The sequence below is a fragment of the Calothrix sp. NIES-2098 genome (genome assembly GCF_963875125.1).
In the GTDB taxonomy this organism is placed as follows: domain Bacteria; phylum Cyanobacteriota; class Cyanobacteriia; order Cyanobacteriales; family Nostocaceae; genus Aulosira.
Window position 1 is genome coordinate 5226221 of sequence record NZ_CAWNKJ010000001.1, and the last position, 22889, is coordinate 5249109.

22 protein-coding genes are annotated in these 22889 nt (G+C 40.6%); 13 read left to right on the forward strand and 9 right to left on the reverse strand.

The genetic code is table 11. From position 1 onward, the window contains the following. Positions 1-224: 224 nt before the first annotated feature. From AACU33_RS22015 to AACU33_RS22025, 3 genes are all read right to left on the reverse strand, one after another. The gene (locus tag AACU33_RS22015) at positions 225-458 is read right to left on the reverse strand and encodes a hypothetical protein (RefSeq protein ID WP_096590665.1); all 234 of its coding nucleotides are present in this window, start codon (positions 456-458) and stop codon (positions 225-227) included. A gap of 81 nt (positions 459-539) precedes the next feature. After that, positions 540-728, reverse strand: coding sequence for a hypothetical protein (locus AACU33_RS22020; protein ID WP_339376205.1), 189 nt, complete (start codon positions 726-728; stop codon positions 540-542). Positions 729-2745: 2017 nt separating this feature from the next. After that, the gene (locus AACU33_RS22025) at positions 2746-5166 is read right to left on the reverse strand and encodes a GH116 family glycosyl hydrolase (RefSeq protein WP_096590666.1); all 2421 of its coding nucleotides are present in this window, start codon (positions 5164-5166) and stop codon (positions 2746-2748) included. Between the two features lie 174 nt (positions 5167-5340). On the opposite strand from AACU33_RS22025, the gene AACU33_RS22030 reads away from it, so the two are divergent. The 3 genes from AACU33_RS22030 to AACU33_RS22040 all read left to right on the forward strand — a co-directional run bounded on the left by AACU33_RS22030 (position 5341) and on the right by AACU33_RS22040 (position 6544). Then, the gene (locus AACU33_RS22030) at positions 5341-5631 is read left to right on the forward strand and encodes a type II toxin-antitoxin system Phd/YefM family antitoxin (RefSeq protein WP_096590667.1); all 291 of its coding nucleotides are present in this window, start codon (positions 5341-5343) and stop codon (positions 5629-5631) included. After that, entirely contained in the window at positions 5615-5950 is a 336-nt protein-coding gene (locus tag AACU33_RS22035; RefSeq protein WP_096590668.1) for a type II toxin-antitoxin system RelE/ParE family toxin, read from the forward strand. The genes AACU33_RS22030 and AACU33_RS22035 overlap by 17 nt, the downstream gene beginning before the upstream one ends. A gap of 120 nt (positions 5951-6070) precedes the next feature. Then, entirely contained in the window at positions 6071-6544 is a 474-nt protein-coding gene (locus tag AACU33_RS22040; protein ID WP_096590669.1) for a hypothetical protein, read from the forward strand. 365 nt (positions 6545-6909) lie between these two features. On the opposite strand, the gene AACU33_RS22045 is transcribed toward AACU33_RS22040, so the two are convergent. Beyond that, a complete protein-coding gene (locus tag AACU33_RS22045) occupies positions 6910-7290 on the reverse strand; it encodes a ribosomal maturation YjgA family protein (RefSeq protein WP_096590670.1) in 381 nt (126 codons plus the stop codon). 227 nt (positions 7291-7517) lie between these two features. Here AACU33_RS22045 and AACU33_RS22050 point away from each other — a divergent pair, with 227 nt between their 5' ends. Beyond that, positions 7518-8372 (forward strand): bifunctional transcriptional activator/DNA repair enzyme AdaA, encoded by an 855-nt coding sequence (locus tag AACU33_RS22050; protein ID WP_096590671.1) that lies wholly within the window; start codon positions 7518-7520, stop codon positions 8370-8372. Between the two features lie 88 nt (positions 8373-8460). Next, positions 8461-10713 (forward strand): ATP-binding protein, encoded by a 2253-nt coding sequence (locus AACU33_RS22055; RefSeq protein WP_096590672.1) that lies wholly within the window; start codon positions 8461-8463, stop codon positions 10711-10713. Between the two features lie 39 nt (positions 10714-10752). Here AACU33_RS22055 and AACU33_RS22060 read toward each other — a convergent pair whose 3' ends face one another. Further along, positions 10753-11502: a tetratricopeptide repeat protein gene (locus AACU33_RS22060; RefSeq protein ID WP_096590673.1), complete on the reverse strand. Its 750-nt coding sequence runs from the start codon at positions 11500-11502 to the stop codon at positions 10753-10755. Between the two features lie 624 nt (positions 11503-12126). Between AACU33_RS22060 and AACU33_RS22065 the strand changes: the two genes are divergently transcribed. Both AACU33_RS22065 and AACU33_RS22070 read left to right on the forward strand, forming a co-directional pair. Next, on the forward strand, positions 12127-13479 hold the full coding sequence (locus AACU33_RS22065; protein WP_096590674.1) for a pentapeptide repeat-containing protein: 1353 nt from the start codon (positions 12127-12129) through the stop codon (positions 13477-13479). Between the two features lie 81 nt (positions 13480-13560). Continuing rightward, complete coding sequence (locus AACU33_RS22070) at positions 13561-14139, forward strand: hypothetical protein (RefSeq protein ID WP_339376206.1); 579 nt, start codon at positions 13561-13563, stop codon at positions 14137-14139. Positions 14140-14330: 191 nt separating this feature from the next. On the opposite strand, the gene map is transcribed toward AACU33_RS22070, so the two are convergent. Together map and AACU33_RS22080 are read right to left on the reverse strand one after the other, a co-directional pair. Beyond that, positions 14331-15101 carry a type I methionyl aminopeptidase gene (map, locus tag AACU33_RS22075; protein ID WP_096590676.1) on the reverse strand — a complete coding sequence of 257 codons (771 nt, stop codon included), beginning with the start codon at positions 15099-15101 and terminating at the stop codon, positions 14331-14333. Positions 15102-15118: 17 nt separating this feature from the next. Then, complete coding sequence (locus AACU33_RS22080; protein ID WP_096590677.1) at positions 15119-16123, reverse strand: Gfo/Idh/MocA family protein; 1005 nt, start codon at positions 16121-16123, stop codon at positions 15119-15121. Here AACU33_RS22080 and AACU33_RS22085 point away from each other — a divergent pair. Both AACU33_RS22085 and AACU33_RS22090 read left to right on the forward strand, forming a co-directional pair. Then, the gene (locus tag AACU33_RS22085) at positions 16122-16307 is read left to right on the forward strand and encodes a hypothetical protein (protein ID WP_096590678.1); all 186 of its coding nucleotides are present in this window, start codon (positions 16122-16124) and stop codon (positions 16305-16307) included. The genes AACU33_RS22080 and AACU33_RS22085 overlap by 2 nt on opposite strands. Positions 16308-16701: 394 nt before the next feature. Further along, complete coding sequence (locus AACU33_RS22090; protein WP_096590679.1) at positions 16702-17001, forward strand: ferredoxin; 300 nt, start codon at positions 16702-16704, stop codon at positions 16999-17001. A gap of 174 nt (positions 17002-17175) precedes the next feature. On the opposite strand, the gene AACU33_RS22095 is transcribed toward AACU33_RS22090, so the two are convergent. Next, positions 17176-18843 (reverse strand): SpoIID/LytB domain-containing protein, encoded by a 1668-nt coding sequence (locus AACU33_RS22095; protein WP_096595346.1) that lies wholly within the window; start codon positions 18841-18843, stop codon positions 17176-17178. Between the two features lie 110 nt (positions 18844-18953). Between AACU33_RS22095 and AACU33_RS22100 the strand changes: the two genes are divergently transcribed. From AACU33_RS22100 to AACU33_RS22115, 4 genes are all read left to right on the forward strand, one after another. Further along, entirely contained in the window at positions 18954-19217 is a 264-nt protein-coding gene (locus AACU33_RS22100) for a ParB N-terminal domain-containing protein (protein WP_096590680.1), read from the forward strand. Positions 19218-19290: 73 nt separating this feature from the next. Beyond that, positions 19291-19782 (forward strand): Dps family protein, encoded by a 492-nt coding sequence (locus tag AACU33_RS22105; protein WP_096590681.1) that lies wholly within the window; start codon positions 19291-19293, stop codon positions 19780-19782. A gap of 106 nt (positions 19783-19888) precedes the next feature. Next, positions 19889-20581: a nucleotide exchange factor GrpE gene (gene grpE / locus AACU33_RS22110; RefSeq protein ID WP_096595347.1), complete on the forward strand. Its 693-nt coding sequence runs from the start codon at positions 19889-19891 to the stop codon at positions 20579-20581. A 727-nt stretch (positions 20582-21308) separates the two neighbouring features. Then, entirely contained in the window at positions 21309-21638 is a 330-nt protein-coding gene (locus AACU33_RS22115; protein WP_096590682.1) for an STAS domain-containing protein, read from the forward strand. Here the strand turns inward: AACU33_RS22115 and AACU33_RS22120 are convergent, their stop codons facing one another. After that, positions 21639-22775, reverse strand: a complete 1137-nt coding sequence (locus AACU33_RS22120) for a PP2C family protein-serine/threonine phosphatase (RefSeq protein ID WP_096590683.1) — start codon at positions 22773-22775, stop codon at positions 21639-21641. It abuts the gene before it with no gap. Positions 22776-22889 lie beyond the last annotated feature (114 nt).

The following is a 22889-nucleotide window of genomic DNA, read 5'->3' on the forward strand; positions in this document are numbered from 1 at the left end:
TGAAGTTAGCAAACAGCTCTAGCCTAGTTACATTTGCTGAATTAGCTACAGAAAGATATCGGTAAAGCAGTAGTAGCGAATGCTGCGGGAAACACAACTCTATTAACAGGTTCAAACACAAATATCAAAATTTATGAGCAACTTCTGCCATTCTTGGCAAATGAAGTCGCTAGGTTGAAATCGCTCGCTCTACTAGGGGACACCGCTAACTCTCCACATCCCCCCTATTCAAGAACTGCTATGCGAGTTTTTCTTTGGAGTACGCTGAACAGGTTGTCAATTACCTTAATTGACAACTCTTGTAGTACAGTTACCGTTGTCACCGCAACAGCACTGCCACAAATTAATACTTTTTCAGGAGCCAGATGGTTTTGAGACATAAATTCGTCAAACTTCATCCGATAACTGCTCCCTTGGCTTGAGTTTTCGACTGCATTTAATTTGATGATTCTTTCCATGAGCTGACCTGTGTTCGGAAACTTGACTTTTGCCGTAATTCCTCAGATACCCTCCCAAGTTTCCCAGCCTTCATTAGAGTACTAAGTACTAATGAAAGAAGCTGCTGTTGCTTGGTAGTTAACGTTGGGTAAAAATTTACCCTTTGTTATGTCAGATGACTGGCAGAAAAAAGTCTCTGGATGGCTCTTGGTAGATGCAGTTTCGTCCCCTTGTAATTTTCCAACTCCTAATTCAATTACTTTCCCTGATAAGACTGTTGTATTTTTCAATACTTATAAACTAGGATTTGATGAGAAAACTACATAGATTTTAGGTTAGTAATGAAAAATTCTGTAACCTTGACGATCGAGAACAACATTTTTATTTATACTATTTTTTGCTGTGAATGTCATCTACCAAAATAGTAGCTTTATCAAATAAATTTTGAGATTTCATTGTGATATCTACTTGTGTATTGTACAACGTTGCTTTTTTTATCTATTTCAGGAATACTGAGGGGTAATACCCCTCAGCTAATAGATAGTTAGGAATTTTATACACCTAGGGTTACTAAGAAATTTTACCATTAATTCTGTTGTTTAGCGGCCGCAAAATCTAGCCGTACAGATATTATTAAAAAAAACTTAAAATCCTATTGTTTATTGCAAGTTATTTTTAGAAACGATCTATGTTTATAGTTCATCTCGATTGCCAATAGTGCTTATCTAGCTTAAGTTACAGCTTTTAAATATCCAATAATTTATATGATGATTCTTAACAAGTAAGCATGAGATTAAATAATGAGTTACAGATGGCAATTTGGAAATTTGACTGTTTTATGTTATGATAGATAAACAATTAAAAAACAGAGCTATATTAGCTCTGATAAATTAATCACAAAAATAATATTTTTAGAAAAAATATTCAACTAAAGTGAATCGATAAATTACTCTTTTAATAAAGAACGGTAAAAATTTCTTTTATACAGCAGAGATCGCTAAGTTAAGGTAAAAAAGATTGCTAGGTTCTCGCTCGTTAAGAAATTCATTTAAGGGAGATTACAGAATAAATCGTAAGTATATAAGTGGCGATAAAGACTGTTAATTACTAATAGTTTTTCAGGAGTGAGTTTTTCCACAACGATACCTCGGTCAAAAACAAGTATAAAGTCATTCTGGTGGAGACTAGAGTATTGTTCGTTCGATATGGAACTTCTAATTCTTTTGTGAGAGGAAGATAGAGTATCAGAGAATATCTCCTCACTGCTTGTTGAATTTCCACATATATATTTGTACTAGTCAGTTCTTCATCTTGTTGTGACTTCCATAACCTCCGGACTTGACTTAAGTCTGATGCTATGTTTGAATTACTTGCAACCATACTCAACAATGGAAAGCTAAATGCTTTTGTTGTGGGAGATGGTTGGTTATTTATATATTCCATATCTCCCTGAACCCTTAACAACAAAGAGGAGTTCATGGCTAAATTAGGTTTTTGGGTAATTTATTTAACTGTAATGTGGCGAGTACGTTCAGTATAAGTAGTACTAAATTCTTTCACTGTTAGGATTTTGTCATTTTAAAAGCCTCTACAAAATGCAATTATTTGTGTTGTTAATCACCAATTGCTCAGTTATCATTTTTCAGCGGCTTTTCGTAAGTGAAAGTTTGAAAGAAATCACTAGCAAAATCCATGTTTTTTATTGGCAGTCTTCTAATCAACTGCTGATAACTTCTGATAAAAATTGGACTAAGGTCTTTTTGAGACTGACTCAGTTACTTACTTGTTAACCAGTAAGAATTGATTTTACAGCCTTTTTTATGTATTTGCAGTCACATAGGATGAAGCATGAAAATATAATTCTACAGTAAGTTTGAATAATTTTCATACCAAAAAACTACATTTATAGTATTGATTTTTACAGAAACTAAGGAAAAATGATTTTGTGAGCGAGTAAAAATTGTTAACGCACGACATAAAATTGGCGAGATTAGAACTCTCAATTACTAAGGATAGCGATGCTGGATATTTTGAAAACACTGGTCTTGAGGTTTCAACATTTTGCATCTTTGTTAGTATTACTTATCTTTTCCTTTTAATTTTGAAACACCCGGAAAATAAAATCGCAGTTATAAATACTTACAGCCTCAGCTACAAGTAAATTTAGCTGCAAAACGCAAATAATAAAACGTATATATTTTTTTTAATGTATATTTGGTTGCAATTTTTCGATTAGTTAATTAAAGCGAAAGGGATGAGGCAGGGGAGAAAAACTTCTCCAGTATCCAATCCCCAGTGCCCGATGCCTTATTGCCCAATCACTAAGTAAATTGCCCAAATAGCCATTGCCCGCAGGTAGGTACTAGCACGAAAAGTTCCAGATGCGGTGATCGCTTCGGGTGTGCGGAATTGTAGCCCGTTGTTGTACATTTGCTGCACTACAGCTTGTGTTAAGCGCCATGCTTCATCCTGCATTCCCATCTGTACAAGAAAAGCCGCTAGTCCAAAGTTGATACCTGTCCAGACTTCTAGTGGGTGAGTAGCTTTAGGGTTTTCTGGGGAACCGTCGGGAAGAACACCATTTGCAGCACCGAACTGACCATTTTGGAACTTGAGAAAGCAAGCATCATACACAGTTTTGAGGGCAGAGAGGGCGCGATCGCTATCTACAATATCTGATAATCCCAATAACCGCGCATAAAATTGTCCGCACAACTGATCTGCCATTACTACATCAGAACCACTCTCGCTATCGAGACGGTAATATTGCCCATTCCAAAGTTTTTCTTCGTAGATGGGGCGAGATTGTTGCAACCAAGTCTCATAGGTGGATTTTTGAACTGCCAAGACGCGAAGGTCGCCAAGGTTACTTTCGAGTAAAATATCGCTAATGGCGATCGCAGCTTCCAAAGCCGCTAACCACAAACCGCCGCAATATGCGCTAACACCTTGCAGTCGCCAATCATCAAAAGTTTGATCTGGCGCACCGGAATTTTCGGGAATTCCATCGCCATCTAGATCGAAAGTTTTTAGGTAGTCGAGGGTTTGGACGATCGCATCCCAACAATCTGCTAGGAACTGTACATCATTAGCACCCGTGAGCAGAAAATCTCGGTATACTTGCAATACAAAATCGCTGCCTAAATCTTTCCACAAATTGCAGTCTTGGTAGCAGGTGTAGTTAGTTTTCTCCCAGACGTGTTCGTTAGGTGCGCCTAAATCGTGGGGTGTAGCGCCTGCGACTTTGCGAACGGCAGTTGTCGTGTCTGCGCCAATTGTATAGTAATAGCCAATAACGCGTTGGCGATCGTCACTTTGGGGGATCGCCCGTGCAAAAGCCCGCATCACTGATTTTTCCAGTTCCGGAAACAACATCAGCAAGGCGAAAGAACCATATAACCGCACATCTAAACTTTCATACCAGCGATAATCTAAGCATTCTAATACGGCAAATTGACCGATGGGATCGAGTTCTGAGGCTGCACTCCAGAGAGTACCACCACTGGTAAGGTCATAAAGCTCGTTAAATAGAGCCATTTTAAACCAAGCTGGTAAATCTTCTCGGTCGAGGATGGGTTGTTGCCAACTTTGAATCTGCGATCGCCAATTTTGATATTCTGTTAACGCAGTAGATGCGATCGCCCAAGCATTCTCACCGCTTCTGTCAAAAAAATCTGTATATCTGCGGTGATAATTAACTCCGGTGGCAAATTCTGTTACTGGAAAATCCCAAGCTAAGACGAAGGGAAGTTCTAGAGATTCCCCTGGTTGCAGAGTAAAACGGAGTGCGATCGCTGCCCCGATTTGTGTATTATCTGCTGCTGGCGTTGCATCAACATAATTGGGCAAAGAACCATCACGAGCAAAGCTTTGCCACAGTTCGTCACCCGTACCAGCCGGATTCCAGCGCGTATGATAAAACACTTCCACTTGGGGATGCTTCAACGTGGCAATACACCAGCTACCATCTCCTTCTTGGACGGGTGCATTACGAGCAACTTGGGATAAAAGACAACCAAGGTATTGCTCATTTTCCACTAATTGATTGTAATTACCTTGACTCTCGCCCAAACGCGGCTGATACTCATATACCGGACTCCCATCATCGCGAATTTTCACTTCCGGCGACTTCAAAGCATTAGTAAACCAGCCCACCATATTTTGCCAAGCGAGCATAATGCTAAGAGTAATCGGTGCATTCGTGGGATTATGCGCCTTCCACAGAAATATCGCCACTGGATAACTAGTTTCTTTGTAGTTATTTGCCCAGATGGGGGAAAATTGCTCGCAAGTTAGCTGTGCTTTGAAGACATTTTCGTAAACAAACCAACTACGGGGATATAGCGCGTGATAAGTACCCGTGTGGGAAGTCTCTGCTGCTTGTTGGCTAGATGGATACCATCGCCAAGCAGCTAGACTACCATCCTCAGGTACTTGGGTAGATAAAGCATAAGCTTGGGAAGATGAGCCATGAGACTCAAACACGCTAAATTGACAAGCGGGAATATTCTTAAAAGTATGCTCTCCCCCGTCAATGTGCCAGAGATTAAAGTCTCCCCGTGAAGAACGCCCGATACAACCAGCACCAAAGCCACCTAAAGGCATACCATGCCAAGGGCCATCATCAATATTGCTAGCGTAACGGACAGTGTAGGGGTTATCCCAACCAAGACCAATGGGACGATTCCAAGTGTAAGGGGGGATTATGGAAGAGAGCAGATTTTTCATCGCCTGATTATACAGCGTGCAGTTACGGTAATGAAGACTAGCGCGATGTGCAATTTTTCTCAAGTCAAAGGCGGTACTGACTTCAATGTTGTTACCGAGCAATACAAATTGGTTGTGACAGAAACTTTCGAGATAGCATTAAATTAAGTGCAAGTTTAATGCATAATCAACTCTATGCTCAACATTAGTCGAGACATTCATTCACTCTCTAGCTTTAAGCGCAATACGGTAGAATTCCTCCAGCAGATGAAGCAGACAGGAAAACCTGTAGTGCTGACAGTTAATGGTAAAGCTGAACTTGTTGTTCAAGATGCCGAATCTTATCAAAAACTCTTGGATACCTTAGAAAGATTAGAAGCGATCGCTGGAATTAAGCAGGGGCTAGAAGATGTAGAAGCTGGTAGAACTACCACTATGAGCGAATTTGAGCAAGAAATGCAGCAAAAGTATGGCATTTCAAGTTAGGTTAACTCAGACTGCAAGATCTGAAGTTGAGAGTGCTTACTCTTGGTTAAGACAGCGCAATCCAGTTTATGCGGATAAATGGTTTCGGGAGTTAATGGATACTATTGCTACTCTGCAAGAAAAGCCACTACGTTGTGCTTTAGCTCCAGAAAATGATGCATTTACAGAAGAAATCCGTCAACTTATTTATGGTAAGTCCAGAAATAAGTACCGGATTTTGTTCAGTATTCGGGAAAATACGGTTTTTGTGCTTCATGTACGTCATAGTTCGCAAGCGCCACTGATGGGCGAGGAAGTTGACGAGGAAGAAGAATTTTGATAGTTGAAAGCGTAGCGATCGCTCTCCCTTGAAAATCAGAATATTTATTGCTACGTATTGAAATTAAACTTGTATCTGTGGGCACACTAAATTTTAGCAGCATACTGGAGAATAATTCCTATGTCCACAGCCTCAATAAGTGCAACACTAGCGCAAAAACAGAGAGATGAGGTGTTGCAAGCCATTGCCACTATTAAAGAAAAGCTACCATTTTTGATTGATTTAACTAACGAGGAGCGTAAAGCTTTACCGAAGATGGGGGATAAAAGCCGCGCCTTTGTCAGTAAAGCATTGGAGGTGGCGACACAGAATCCAGAGTTTTTACCGCGATCGTTTGACCTGGAAGAGATGCGGAAAGACGTACAATTATTTGAGGCATTGTATCCAGTATTGCTGTCACTTTCCCAATTACATGAATTGGTGGATGATACATCTTTGGCAGTGGGTAGCGAAGCTTATGCAGCCGCCTTGCAGGTGTATAACTACGCCAAAGCTAGCGGACAAGGTGGTGGTTTAGAGACAGTAGTTGACGAAATGGGGCAAAGGTTCGCTCGTAAATCTCGGAAGTCCAAGCAGCAAGAAGCAGCGTTGTAGAAAATAACTCGGTAGTTGCACTTCAAAGGTGCAACGTTGCAGTTCAGAACTCGGATGTTCGAGTAAATTACTCGGCGTTCCGAGTTCAGAACACGAAACTTCACCTTCAGAACACCAAAGTTCGAGATCGGAACACGAAACTTCGCCTTCAGAACACCAACGTTCGAGATCAAAAGGTGAATGATGGTGAAAAAAACGCGATCGCTCGTGCTTTGAACTCGGAACTTCCTGCTTTGAGGTGCAACAGCCGAGATTCAAAAGCGATCCCTTGCTTATATAGTATTTCTCATGTGGATGCAATACGCGCTGAGGGCACTGCCGTGCCCCTACAATCTGTCGCATTCTTTTTTAAAATTGGTATAACTTTAATTTTTTACTTTTCTCTTGGTGCTATTTTCTAACCACAAAACTGTAGCAGTGCCTATTGTATAAGCAATTATATCTTTCCAATCAAATGTACTTCCTAACGCAACAGCTATAATCTTATATTTTTGCCATCCCAATTGATTTACAAAATTAAAATATTGCAGAATTTCAATAATACAAGAAAACACAAGAACTGATAAAGCTACGATGGTGGAATTTATATTCCAAAAAGCTCTCACAAAACAATAAATTAGTATCACTACTAAAACATCACCAATAAAAGGACGGATGAAACCATCATCGATAAAAACAGCAATACCTACCTCTATTAAAAACAATATGAGTGTGAAATAGAAGTATTTTTTGTTGAAAGTAAACATGGTAATAGATATACTATTCTCTTGATTGCAATATATAGGAATCAGATAGAATCAGCTTTCATAAGCTACAATTTTTTAATTACAATCTGCTAAAAAATGTAATGGAAAATTCTCTGAGAGGCGAACATCTAATCTAACACCAAGTTCTAAAACCGCAAGAAACGGGTGGTTTTTGATCTACACCGTCTGTAAAGTAGGAAAATGCAGATGGGGTGAATCATGTATCGATGAATAGTGTAAATGTCTCTGACAGCAAAGACTACAGCCGAATTGCTCAGGCGATCGCATTTATGCGGCAAAATCACCTGAGTCAACCTGATTTAGCAACTGTGGCACAGCACATAGGGCTGAGTGAGTATCATTTCCAACGGTTATTTACCCAATGGGCGGGTATCAGTCCCAAAAAGTTTTTGCAATATCTGACTGTGGAATACGCCAAGTCAAAAATTATCGAAACGAAAAGCCTTTTAGACCTAACCCTAGATGTGGGGTTGTCGAGTCCGGGGCGATTACACGATCTGTTTGTGAACTTAGAAGCGATGTCTCCTGGTGAGTTCAAAACAGGCGGAGCAGGTTTGCAAATTCGTTATGGCATTCATGACACTTTATTTGGTCAATCTCTAATCGCTACAACATCTCGTGGTATTTGTAACTTATATTTCTTAGATAACGCAGATGAGCAGACTGGCGAGCAAATACTGCGTCGTTCGTGGAAAAGTGCGGAAATTATTCACGACGAACAAACCACCCAACCCTTGCACGACCAGATTTTTCATCCCAATAGCTTGAATGTTGATAAGCCATTAACACTGCTAGTTAAGGGAACTAATTTTCAGATTCAAGTTTGGAAAGCACTTTTACAAATACCCTTTGGGGGTATGACAACTTATCAGAAAATTGCGGAAATGATTGGTCGCCCAACTGCTGCGAGAGCCGTTGGTAATGCTGTGGGTAATAATCCCATTGCCTACATCATTCCATGTCATCGCGCGATCCGAGAATCAGGGGAACTAGGCGGCTATCACTGGGGCTTGGAGCGTAAAGCAGTCATGTTGGGCTGGGAAGCAAGTTGTAAAATTTGACGCTGAAAGTTTCAGTATTTTCTCTAATGATTTGGGAACTATAAAGCCAGCCTTAATGGCGATAATATGCCAGACACTTGCTCAAATCATGTCGTTGCACCCTGCCAAGTTAACTCAGCTAGTGACACTCCGCTTGATTCTTGTTGTTCCCTTTGTGCTACAAATTTTTGTGGCTGTGGGATTAGTTGGATATTTCTCATTCAAAAACGGTCAGAAAGCAGTTAACGATCTCGCCGAGCAGTTGATCGACAAAGCTAGTCAGCAGGTGGATAACCGTTTAGATACGTATCTGGCGTTGCCAATTCAATTAACCGAGATTAATGTTGATGCGATCGCCAACAAAGAATTGAATCTCAAAGATCTAATTACCAGTGGGCGTTATTTTTGGAGACAAGCTAAAGCTTTTAGACACCTCAGTTATGCTGGATACACATTAACGAATGGTAAAGAAGCAGGAGCAGGACGCTGGGTTAAAGGAGTTGACTTGCTGCTCTATGAAAATCTGGGAAAAGGTAAAGCCTCAGACTACCTCGTTGACGATAAAGGCAACCGCACTAAACTTTTACAAAGCTATGACTACCATCCGTTGACCGAACCTTGGTACACAGATTCCGTCACCGCAGGCAAGCTCGTTTGGAGTAGCATAAAGGCGGCTGAAATTACTAATGTGGCTTTCACTGAGACGGGAAAAGCTCTACAACAGCCAGATAATCCCTTAGATGCTAGCCTTGAATATTACATTACTGTTTCTGCGGTGGCTCCGTTCTATGACAAAAATCATAAGTTACTGGGTGTAACGGGTATCGATCTGACTCTGACCAGTATTAGTGATTTTCTTCGCCACCTAAAAGCCACTCCTTCTGGACAGGTTTTTATTATCGAACGTAATGGCAAATTGGTGGGTAGTTCGGGTAATTATCCTATTCTGTACAAGCTGAATGACCAAGTTGAACGGTACAGTGTTCTCGATATTCCCGATCGCCTTATTCGGACTGTGGCACAGGAGTTACAAAAGCGATTTCATACTCTGCAAGCAATCCAGAACGAGCCAGAGTTTGACATATCTTTCAATGGACAAAAACAGTTTGTTCAGGTTAAACCGTGGCGAGACAAGTACGGTTTAGACTGGCTGCTGGTTGTGACTGTACCTGAATCTGATTTTATGGCACAAATCAATGCCAACAATCGCACAACTATTTTGCTATGTTTGGGGGCTTTGGTTGTCGCCACAATTTTAGGAATTTACACCTCGCAGTGGATAACTAGGCCAATTTTGCGGTTGAGTCAAGCAGCCGAGGCGATCGCCAATGGTAAACTCGATCAAAGCGTCAAACCTTCAAAGGTCAAAGAATTGGGCATTCTGGCTCATGCATTCAACTACATGACCCAGCAATTACAAGAATCATTCATGGTTTTGGCAAAAACCAATGAGCAATTAGAACAACGAGTAGAGGAACGTACTGCTGAACTCACAAATACTCTCGAAGAATTGCAAAAAACCCAAGCGCTGATGATTCAATCGGAAAAAATGTCCAGCCTAGGGCAAATGGTTGCAGGAGTTGCCCACGAAATTAACAATCCGGTTAACTTTATTCATGGCAATATCAGCTTTATCAATGAATATACTCAATGTCTTTTGGAGTTAGTGCAACTATACCAAACTGAATACCCCGAACCCACATCAGTAATTGCAGAGACAATTGTCGATGTTGATTTGGACTTTCTTAGCGAAGATTTGCTGAAACTACTCGCATCAATGAAACTGGGGACTGAACGCATCCGCGAAATTGTCAAATCTCTCCGCAATTTCTCGCGATTGGATGAAGCCGACATCAAGGAGGTTGATATTCATGAAGGAATTGAGAGTACGTTGCTGATTTTGCAACATCGCCTGCAAACTCAACCAGATTCATCGGCGATCGCTGTCATTCGAGATTATGGTAACTTGCCTCTAGTAGAGTGTTATCCTGGGCAACTCAACCAAGTTTTGATGAATATCTTAGTTAATGCTATTGATGCGCTCGAAGATATTCAGGATCGTGCCAGTCAAATTACCATCCGCACCTCAGTTATTGATTCGCAGTGCGTCCAAATTGCGATCGCCGATAACGGACTGGGTATGACAGAAACAGTTCGCCAACGCATTTTTGACCCTTTCTTTACTACCAAACCTGTAGGAAAAGGTACGGGTATGGGTATGTCAATCGCCTATCAAATCATTACCCAAAAACATGGCGGCAAATTAGAGTGTTTTTCAACTCCTGGTAAAGGAACAGAGTTTTTGATTCAAATTCCTCTTTGCCAGTTAGCCTCATTAGATCGCAGTGTCTCCCTAAACTAAGAATGACGAAATTACAAGGCTTTTTTGTAGAGGCTTGTACTAAGATGATTGAATTAAGTTTTGAAATCTTTTATCGCTACGTATTTTATTAAAATCTGGATCGGTTTTAGCTAATTTCTGATATTTACCTGGAGCTAGTTTGATTGCTTTATTCAAGTTTGAAATTGCTAATTCTACGTTGCTTTGTAAAGCATAAGCGCAAGCTTTATTATAATATACCAAATGCTTATCCGGCTTAATTGCGAGCGCTGTATCGTAAGATTTCAATGCTTCAGGATAGCGTTGCAGTTTTGTCAGCGCAATACCTCGGTTAATCCAAGCTTCATACTTGTTGGGTTTAAGAGCGATCGCTTTATCGTATGCTGCAATCGCTTCTTTGTAACTTTGCAAAGATGCTAAGGCATTGCCACGATTATACCAAGTTATATCTTTGTCTGGCTGGATGGTAATTGCTCGATCGTAGGATGCGATTGCTTCTTTGTAGCGTTTTAAAGAGGTTAAAGCATTACCTCTGTTAATCCAAGCTTCGGCAATTTTTGGCTGAATTGCGATCGCTTTATCATATGCTGCGATCGCATCTTGGTAGCGATGGGCATCTAGCAGCTTATTACCTTGATTTAATACATCTTCTGCTTTTTCCCCAGATTTTGCCTTGATTAAAAGCTGGGAAATATTGCTTTCTTGTACAACTTGCTTAGTATTTTCTGCCGTTGAATTTGCCCGATCGCTACACCCGTATATCGACATAGCGATAAAGCTAGAGGCAATCAAGCAGCGCCGTAAGACCATGCTGTACCTACAGAACTCATAAGTATGATGCTAAAACTTGTTTCTCTTAAAAGATAGTATCAAACTACACTGTTTTTATCAATATTTTTTTATTTTTATAAATCCATTTTTTGCATAAAGATAACAAAATAATATCATATTTTGCGTTCTAAAAATAACAAAATTTATTGAACAAATATTTATATTATCTCAAGATTAATCGTTCTACCTGCATCAACCAAATAGAAATCTCAACGATTAAATAGATATTATTTTGCCAATGCCATAAGATTGAGCTTGACTAAAATTTGCTCAAAAAAAATTGCAATTAATCGCTAACTAGAAGAAATTTCATCTATCTTGAGATGGGAGTTATTAATTAACAAGAGAAAAAATTTCCTCAACGTAGATAAGTTAATAAGCATCTGAATTGGAGATTTTTTCAGATGCGCGCAGCGTATTTGATAGGAAAAGACCGCCACTGGTGACAGAAGTTGACAAAGGGTAAAAGACGCCCCTAACGAGTCAATATCCAGCTAGCTTGATTTACGTCAAATCTCGAATTGCCATATTGCCTGAGCCTATCCTCTAGCAGTTAACATAAAACAGCTGTTTAACTGAGTATGCTGGGGCACAATATAAAGAATGACGATTGAATCCAACTCCTCCAATTCACCAACCCCAGATCCCATCTCGGAAGAGGAATCACAACCAGATGACTTTGATGGTGGGACAGGCGATCGTAGCCTAATACCAAACGATCTGGCTACACAACAAGCCTTAGCTGCGATTGCTTCTTTGCAATCTCCACAACATACAACTGCTTTAAAACAAGCCCGTTCTTTCTTCAAACCACAGACAAACAATCTATTTACAGTCAAGCCAAGGGCATTGCTAATTACTTTACTAGCGATCGCCATTACCATCATTGGGCTGTCTGTCAATAACTGGGTAATTGGCATTTTTGGCACCGTAGTGACTTTAATGCTATCTCTGGCAATGCTGTTACCTTGGTTGCAAAACGCCATCAAACAATGGTTTTCACCTCAAGATAGAACATTGTTAATTGCTTTTGTAGGGCTAGTAGTAGCGATCGTTGGCTTGGTGAAATTTTCAGGATTGGGCGATCGCTTGTCTAATTGGGGACTCAAAATTAATTGGGAAGCTTCTGGAACACTGGCGGAGTGGTTTGGTGCTTTGGGGCAAATTCTCATTGCCATCATTGCCGTTTACGTAGCTTGGCGACAATACATTATTTCTAAAGACCTGACAATTCAGCAAAACCTGCTGACAGTTCAACAAAATATTATTACCCAGCAGCAAACAATAGATTCTTATTTTCAAGGCATCTCAGACTTAGTATTAGATGAAGAAGGATTATTAGAAGATTGGCCTCAAGAAAGATCGATTGCCGAAGGACGCACAGCCGCCATTTTAAGTAGTGTTGATGGTAGCGGGAAAGCAAAAATTCTCCGCTTTCTTTCCCGTTCAAAATTGCTTACGCCCCTGAAACGCGATCGCCGTTTGGGAAGAGCTATTCTTAACGGTGTTGGTGGTTATGCTGAAGACCGCATTGAAGGCGTGCGCGTCATCGATTTAGGTGTCATGCTAGCTGGTGCAGACTTGGCTGGTACAGATTTGCGTTGGACTGACCTCAGCGAAGCTAATCTTGTCCGCGCCGATCTCAGTGGTTGCGATCTGGTAAAAGCCAACCTTTCCCGCACAATCCTCTATGATGCCAAACTCTGCAAGGCCGATTTCAATGGCGTTCGACTATTTTATGGTTCCGTGGAAAACGCATCACCCCGCAGCCGCACCGCACCACCGAACTATCAAACTGGCGAACATACTGGCGCTGTGGTAGAGAATGCTGATTTTACCGATGCACAACGTATGTCTGAGTCAGCGCGTTATTACTGCTGTGCGTGGGGTGGGGAAAACACTAGAGGTACTATTCCTGGTGGCTGTGAAGGTATTCCTAATAAATTGGGGCGATAAGTCTTAAGTAGTGCTGAGTAAGAAGTTATTCAAGATGAAAGAGTGCTTAATTTTACGGGAATACTGAAGCAAGACCCTGTATTGAAAAATTTATCTGGGTTTGATTTAAAGTCAGTAGTCCATAGCAAAATGAAGAAAATCATACCATTAGATAGTTTTACCGTCTTAATACCTGACACAGCAGATGAAGTTGTACAACGGTTGAGACAATGTTTATTTTACCAAGGAACTTTTTCTGAACAAGGCTTTAAAATTACTCGTAATTACTATCGCGCTGGATTGACACTGATTCAAGGACATTTTGAAACACAATCTCATCAAACAGCCGTTCATATAAAAATGAGCATACATCCTATGTTTATTGCATCTTTAGGGTTTGTGTTTTTAGTCTGGTATGGAATAGCTGTGCCTAATGCTTTTGAATCTGCTACATATATCTATGCAAAACCACAGCACGTGCCAATATCTTCTTCAGATGGCAATGTTGTTGCCAGCGCAATTAAATCTGTTGCGGAAGGTACTAAAGGTACTATGCCTAGTCATTTGGCTGCAATGTATTTAGGGCTGCCTATAGTAATGCTGATTATATTTTGGCTAGCTTTTCGAGCAGATGCAAAACGAATTCGGCGTGAATTGTCTCAAATTATTCAGGGTAAATAGACCGCTATAAACCCACGCTCATGAGAAATTTAGTGGTTGCGTTGTCCCTTTTAAAGACGAATTCATAATTATTTTGCCAATTGGCTAATACGTTTCAAAATTCTGAGAACACGATGTAACTCATTGCTACGGTTACAGCAATATCACTTACTCAAGTGTGATGTTTTCCGCAGCAAGAGTTTGCACCATTTTTAATCACCTTCAGCTAGGGTGAGGATTTCCACGCCATCTTCGGTGACAGCTAAGGTATGCTCAAATTGAGCCGAAAGTTTGCGATCGCGTGTTAAAGCTGTCCAACCATCACTGAGAACTTCTACTTCCCAAGTACCTTCATTAATCATTGGCTCAATTGTAAACACCATTCCTGGTCTGAGGCGCTTACCTTTACCCCGCGTACCGTAGTGAGGAATATCTGGTGCAGTATGGAAAACGTTGCTGATGCCATGTCCGACAAAGTCCCGCACTACAGAAAAGCCTTGTGACTCAGCATACTCTTGGATCGCCGCACCAATATCTCCAATCCGCGCCCCAGGTTTAACCTCAGCAATTCCCCGCCGCAAACATTCCTCAGTCACTTCTACCAATTTCTTGGCTTTTGGCGAAGGATTACCTACCAAAAATGTTCGGGATGTATCGCCGTGGTAGCCATCAATAATCGGTGTCACATCAATATTAATGATGTCACCATCTCTAAGTATTTGCCTGGCATTAGGAATACCGTGACAAATTACCTCATTTACACTGGTGCAAATTGATTTGGGAAAGCCCTTGTAGCCTAAAGGCGCGCTTTTGGCTCCATGCGCTTGAGTCCAACGTTCGGCTTCATCATTGAGTTGCTGAGTGCTAACCCCTGGCTTCACCATTGGTTCTAAATGCTGTAAGAGTTTGGCAGCTAACCGTCCTGCCTTACGCATTTTCTCTATTTCGCGTTGAGATAGAATAACGATTGTTTCGCTTCTCATAGATTTTTATTTATCTCTTAAATATCTTTCATAAATATAGTTAAGCCTGTTTGGGCAGCTCTTCTGGCAGCTTCAGCAACTTTCAAAGTGTATAAGCTTTCTTCTGGGGTGACATATAAAGGAGTGCCATTAAAAATACGATCTAACACCATAGTAGTGTCTTTAGCAAATAAACCCCGACGAGTACCAACTTCTATAGGCGTTGTTTCCCCCGCTTGCACAAAAAATCCTTGGTCGCCATCAAATATCAATCCACCTTTTTCACCATGAACTTCAAACTTACGTTCTTGCTGCCAAAGAGTTTCGCCTTTGCCATAGACTACTTGTGCTAAAAGTCCGTTGTTAAAGCACAGTTGAGTCAAACAGAAGCAAGTTTGATAGTATTCTGGTTCTGTTTGCCAAAATCGTTGATGACAGTTCACTGTGAAGACTTCACCAAACAAATCGGTGAGACGATGTAATCTCGAAAGCGCACCAATTAAGGGGAAACCAAACAACTCATGGTTATAAGTCCACTTCCGGGGTGCGGGATATCTAGGCGCAATTGTGCTGTAGCGCACATAAAAAATATCGCCAACTTTTTCTATGTTTTGCTTCAGCGCTTGATGCAATCCGCCTAAGAGTTCAATGTGTTCGACGTGTAGCAGTTTATTTTGGGATTTCGCTAAAGCAATAATTTCCTCTGCTTCTACCACATCTAAAGCTAGAGGATATTCGACAATTACGTGTTTCCCATGCGTAAGGGCAGCCCGCGCGATCGCCCCATGATCTCGATTAATAGTGGAGATTATTACTAAATCTATATCTTCTCGCTCTACTAGCTGTTGCCAAGAACTCATCGCCTCAGCTTGGTAATCTTGAGCAAAGGCTTGGGTATTTTCTAATGTATGTCCAACGATCGCCACTAAATGCGATCGCTCATCTTGTAGCAAGGCTTCACTGCGAAACTTGGCCGCATAACCAGTACCAACCAACCCCACCCGCACTTTTGCTTGTTCTAAAGTTGCCTCGGAATTATACATGACAGTTACTAGTTCTGTTTGTAGGTTTTCTGTGTGGGCAAAGCCAATGGCTTATACTGTACAGCGCTTTGCTAAAGCTGTAGATGCCAGAAGCGACAACTTACTACCCCACACTTTGGGTACTCCCAGTCATGAAATAATTCCGCCCAGAACGCCATTACGTGCAGAGGTTATTGATTTATAGCCAGCGCGGAAATAAACATACCACACCCTGAGGGTTCGGCGTACTCCAAAAGCGAAACCCCAGAGTAGTTGTGACCCATCTACCCAACAGCACAAAAGTCTGAAATCAAGGTGTTTCATCCATACTTTGATGTTTGAGGAACTTATGTATAACTTTTTTAAATATTAGGTTGGAGAAGCCGCTAGATATATAAGAAAAATTTATTAGTATTAAATAACTAAATTTCATTACTAATCGCGAGCAATTTCCAGTTACATCATTGAGTTTTTCTCGTAGTATCAGAATTGAAGCAAATTTGAAACAGCGGCTAATCCCATAAGAGTAGCCGGGGTCTTTGCCTGCCTTTGCTTTAGGATAACTTATACTGCCGTTTGCAAAAGAGAGGATTACTGAGATGGCAACTTACAAAGTCACACTAATCAACGAAGCTGAAGGACTAAACCAAACCATTAACGTTGAAGATGATACTTATATTCTAGACGCTGCTGAAGAAGCTGGCCTTGACTTGCCCTACTCTTGCCGCGCTGGTGCTTGTTCTACTTGTGCTGGTAAACTCGTATCCGGTACTGTTGACCAATCTGACCAGTCTTTCTTAGACGACGATCAAATCGAAGCTGGATATGTACTAACCTGCGTTGCTTATCCCGCCTCTGATGTAACCATCGAAACTCACAAAGAAGAAGACCTTTACTAAGTAATTCAGCACCTCAATCATCACATCTCTGGCAAGAGTTAATGATGATCTAAAGAACAAAGCAGCACAGTAAAGGAGAAATATTTTTCTTTACTGTGTTATTTCAAGGTAGAAGGTGCTTAAAAAAGTCAATAGTCAAGTATTTTTTCTGCTTTTCTTCCTTATCCCTTTTTACTAAAACTGAATCTCGTTACTCAGAATTTTAATTTGCGTCCCCGGATAGTAGAATTGCAGAATTTTTGCACTTGGCCAACCTAGCTTCGCCAAATTTTGCGCACCTGTTTGACTCAAGCCCACTCCATGTCCGAATCCCCCACCAATAAAGGCGTATCCCCACAAACTTGATTTACCTTTATTCAGGGGTTGGATGTAAAATAGCGTACTGATGGGAGCAGCAAAGGCGCTACGAACTTCGTCTTTATGTAAAGTAAAGACACCAATATTAGTCTTCACAGCTAGTTCGAGAATACGTCCGCTATCAGACCGCTTAACTACAGACATAGCCTCAATAGTTTTAAATTTACTGTAAGGACTTTTTTTCACCTGCAAAAATTTCTGCAATCCTTTAGTAATATCTTCTAGGCTGGTTTCTTTCCGCCAGCGAAACAGATCCCAGTCGCTTTCATTAAATCCTTTTTGTAAGCTGATAAATTTCTGGAAGTTATTTTCATCGGCTAAATTTTGTCTAGATAAGTCCCAAATATTCATCGAAGCATCTACTACTGGCTTGAGATAGGGACGATCTTCACCATTCCAGATATCGCTAAAAGAAGCAGTTACACCGCCAGTCGTAGAAGAATAGAGAGCATCTACTAGCTGGTTTTGATAAGTTAATACCATGCCTTTGGTGGCGGCGATCGCTCGATCTGTATTCTGAGAAACGCCATTTAAACCATAATAAACTTGACAGTGCGTATCAGCACATAGTTCGTAATTATCTACCGCAAATCTACGTAAATTGCGTAAAACATAGGTGCGAGCGAGAATTGCTTGAGCTTCTACAGATGCCGCAGGTGCATTCGCACCAATTTCGTTAGGAACAACCCCCCGTAAGTATGTTTCTAATGGCACTTCATTGACTAAAGTAAACGTACCATAAGCATTGGGCAGTAAGTTCATTTGACCAGCGTAAAGGCGAGCATTCTCTGGTTTTTCGCTTTTATTTACCCGAATCAAATTTTTGTCACTGCTGATTCTGACATTATTGCGGCTGTAGCGTTTACCATTGATTACCCAACTGACTCGCGGCAATTTTTGCGAAATTTTGGTATCCAGGTAGGCTGTATTCCGATCGGATGCTTGTAAGCCCTGCAATAGCAGTCTTCGCAGTAAAGGCGTGTTATAAATATCTCGTTTTGCCCAGACTTGCCAGCGTTCTGGTTGGGCTATTTCTACCTCTATTCCCTGAGAACGCCACTTTTGGGCGCTATCTTCAGCAGTTTCAAAGGTACGGTAAGTACCTAAAACTAAAACCTCTTCAACTGCTGCTTGGGGTAAAGCTTGCATAGCTATTTCTAGCTTGAGAGGATTTTGGGTAACTAAGGTTTGCTCTCTATTACCTGTTTTAAATCTCAGCTTTAAGCGATCGCCTTTTGTAGGTTCCAATTGCAGCTTGGCTGTGGGTTGTTCCCCAAATCTTTGGACAATCCCGATTTTTAAGACCACATCCTTCGTTTTGCTCTCAGTGCTTGATGCCGCAGTTAGTCCCAACAGACAAAATGCGATCGCTAGAGTACGGGAAAAATTCCAGTACGAAATTTTCTGAGAAACTTGATTCTGCCCCTGAGTACGGCTTTGGGGCGGATTTGCCAATTGCTTCGTAACGTAGTGGTTTTGTCGCATGAGTGCTCCAATGATACCATCAGCAGTTTTGCCCCAAAAGTTGCAAAACAAAGTCATAACGAGTATGATTTATGTATGGTCAAAAAAGGGAACTAGTTAGGAAAACCCTTATGGTTAGAATCCAAGAAATACCACTCAATCAAATTAAGCGACCGTTGCCCCGGACAAACGATCCTAATAAAGTACAGGCTTTAATGGAATCGATTGCGGCGATCGGGCAGCAAGAACCGATTGATGTCCTTGAAGTAGAAGGACTGTATTATGGCTTCTCTGGTTGCCATAGATATGAAGCATGTCAACGTCTAGGCAAAGAAACAATCTTAGCTAGAGTCCGCAAAGCTCCTCGTAGCGTTCTCAAGATGCACCTAGCATGAGTTAATGTCAATAGAAAAAGCAATAAGCCACAACAAACAACTAAATAAATAAATAACTGATTAGGAGAAAATTATGCCATCTAAACCAGAAAGTCTACCCCTGAATATCGGTATTGATGACGCCAGTAGAGCTAAAATTGCTGAAGGGTTGTCTCGGCTGTTGGCTGATACCTATACGCTGTACCTCAAAACTCATAATTTTCATTGGAATGTGACAGGGCCAATGTTCCAAACCCTGCACTTAATGTTTGAGACCCAGTATACAGAACTAGCTCTAGCAGTTGATTTGATTGCCGAACGAATTAGAGCGCTTGGTTATCCAGCACCTGGAACCTACAGCGAATTTGTCAATCTTAGTTCAATTCCCGAAACTTCCGGAGTTCCTAAAGCTACAGAAATGATTCGCCTGCTAGTAGAAGGGCAAGAAGCCGTAGTCCGAACTGCGCGGTCTGTCTTTCCTGTCGTAGACGAAGTAAACGACGAACCCACCGCCGATTTGTTGACACAACGGATGCAGGTGCATGAAAAGACAGCTTGGATGCTGAGAAGTTTGCTGGAAGAATAGAGGAGTGTGGGGAGACAAGAGGGACAAGGAAGACAAATGACCAATGACCAATGACAAATAACTATTGACTCTTGACTATTGCCCGATGCCCAATCCCCCATGCCCCATGCCCAATAATGACTTCACCCATTTGTTGCAAGACTTAATGCAACAAGTGGGTATTTTGAGTTTTAAAGCGCTGAGTCGTGCGGCTGGTGTCTCAGAGCGTCAAATTTTGCGCTTGCGTCAAGGAAAGGTAGAACAGATGAGAGTGGATATACTCCTCAAGCTGTCGCAAGCGCTACAAATAGAATTGGATGAGTTGATTGTAACTTTTTCAGCTATTAGTCCTACAAGCCAGCTAGAAAAGATAAAACCAGAAAAACAGCAGCAGTCAGTACTGAAAAATACTGAGCAAGAATTGTTACGACAAATTGCTGATTTACAACAAGAGTATGAGCGATCGCAGCTAGCTCTAGAACAGCAGCGAGAGTTATTACAGCAAGAGTTTCAGCAAACGAGTTTGCAACTTTTAGAATCTTTGTTATTGCAATGGCCGACAGCAGCACAGAAAGCCCAAGAAAATCCCCAGCTAGCAGCAATTAAAATAGTGCCGTTGGTGCAAAAGCCTCTAGAAAAACTTTTACAAGCCTGGGGAGTAGAAGCGATCGCATCTGTGGGCGCAGAAATACCCTACGATCCGCAATGGCACCAATTAATGGAAGGAAGCGCACAACCAGGTGGTATAGTCAAGGTGCGTTACGTTGGTTATTGTCAAGGGGAAAAACTCTTGTATCGAGCTAAAGTCAGTCCTGCTTGAGCAGAGGGAAACCACATCTAGCGATTTTCATCAAGAGTGTTAAAAAAAACCTCAAATTTGGGCACTCTATTAATATGAAAGGCTATCGCTAAGAGTTTCTCATCTAAAAACCCGATAAATAGGTATTTGGGCATGGACAGGACTGACACAAAACCTCTATTAAACTGTTATTTCTACCCTTGGGTAAGTTCCTTTAGCTTGCGGCAGTTGCTCCAAGATTCCTTTACTCTTCATAGGACTTACACAGTTAGAAATTAGGCAATTTCAGTTGCACCAACCAATACAAAGATATAAAACTTGCTTTCTCTAATTTCAGCAGACATGAAATCTGCTTGCTGTCAGTCATTCATTAGATATAGTCAAGTTAACTACAGCATATTTCATCTGAATAGTATATACACCTTATATAGATAGTTGGAGACAAGAGTTTTCATATACTAAGGTGTATTGCACATAACTAAGAAGTGCTATATCTTATTCCCATACTAAATTTCCTGAGCCAACGATCGAAAGTTATCTTGGTGTGTTGATTATTGATTATTTAATAATTGGTAGTTATGGATTCAGATTTTATTGATATCGATCGTTCATAATTTATAACTCATCGGTCAAGATTGGTAATTAATAACTTTACTTTATATATCAATAGGAACTAACAAATGAATGATGATTAATATATAATACTTAATATTCACAAATTCATTTTTTACAAAATTTAAGGAATCTCATGACCCAATCAGAAGTACAAGTTATTAAACTTAGTGGAATTATCAACTCAGCTACTTCCCAAGATTTACGTCAAAGACTCACTGAATTAATAGAGAAAGGCACAAAAATAGTGTTAATTGATTTTCAAGATGTGACGTTTATGGATAGTTCTGGGTTAGGAGCTTTAGTGTTAGCTTTCAAAACTTTAAGAGCAGCAAATAGCAGGCTGGTACTTTGCTCGATTAACGAGCAAGTCAGAATATTATTTGAATTAACTAGTATGGATAAAATATTTGACATATTTTCTAGCCAAGATGAATTTTATCAAACAGCCTTCTCAAAGGCTTAATTAATCAAATTTTATTTCCAGAATGGATAAATCATCCGCAAAAGCTTCTTGGGAATTCAAGGCCATTAAATAGTTTAAGATTTGCTCAAGATGGGAATCAAATTTATTTTGTACGCTTACGAGCAGTTGAATAAACGCATCTAAGCTCCAAATTGTCCCGTCTGATTTAGTGATTTCGTAAGCGCCGTCACTAAAGATATAAAGAGTACTGGATGTTTTAATATTGCAAAACCCATCAATATATTTTGCTTCGGGAAACATCCCAACTGGCATACCAGGGGTTCTCAACATTTCAACTTCAGTATTCTTTAAGCGTTCGCTCGATAATAATATTGCTGGTGGATGTCCAGCACTAGCATAAGTTAACTCGCGCTTAACTCTGTTATATACTCCGTACCAGATAGTAAAGTATTTATCATTTTGATAATTAATTTGGAAGGTGTCATTTAAAGCTGTCAAGACATCACTTGGTTGATAGTAATTAAGGTTGCCAAGAGCGCGCGATCGCAGTAAATTTAATACTGAAATTGAAGGCAGAGTGGCTTTAAGCCCATGTCCGGCTGCATCTAATAAGTAAATGGCCAAACAATCGGGATCTAGCCAACAGTAATCAAAACAATCGCCTCCAAGTTGACGTGAGGGAAAAAATCGGTAATTGATACTCAAGGGTTCGCTAATAGGGAGGGGTAACAGAGAGCGCACATATTCTGCGGCTTCTGCTAATTCGGCTTCTAAAAGTTGCTTTTGGATTTGCAAATCCCGGCTCAAAATATGTAGTCGCAATCCTGCTCTTACCCTTGCTTGCAATTCGTTTTGTTCGATAGGTTTAGAGATAAAATCATCGGCGCCAGCATCCAAACCCTTAACGCGATCGGCAACTGAATCCAAAGAAGTTAATAAAATAAAGAAGATAGTAGATAGTTTAGGATCCGTTTTAATCCGATGGCAGACTTCTAAACCATTCAACCCTGGCATAATCCAATCACAAATAATTAGTGCTGGATGATAAGCTAGAACTTGGTTAATTCCTTCTTCACCGTTAGTTGCAGTGATTACTTGATAACCCTGCTTTTCTAACATTCGCTTCAGAAGTATTAATATAGAAATATCATCATCAATTACTAAAATTTTAAACATAGGGAACGACACAGAACACGAGTTAGTTATTGCTATCGATCGGGAAGAAAAATATGGCAAGGAGTAATAATGGGTTAGTAAACTTGCTAATGCAATCCTACTAACCCATTTCCT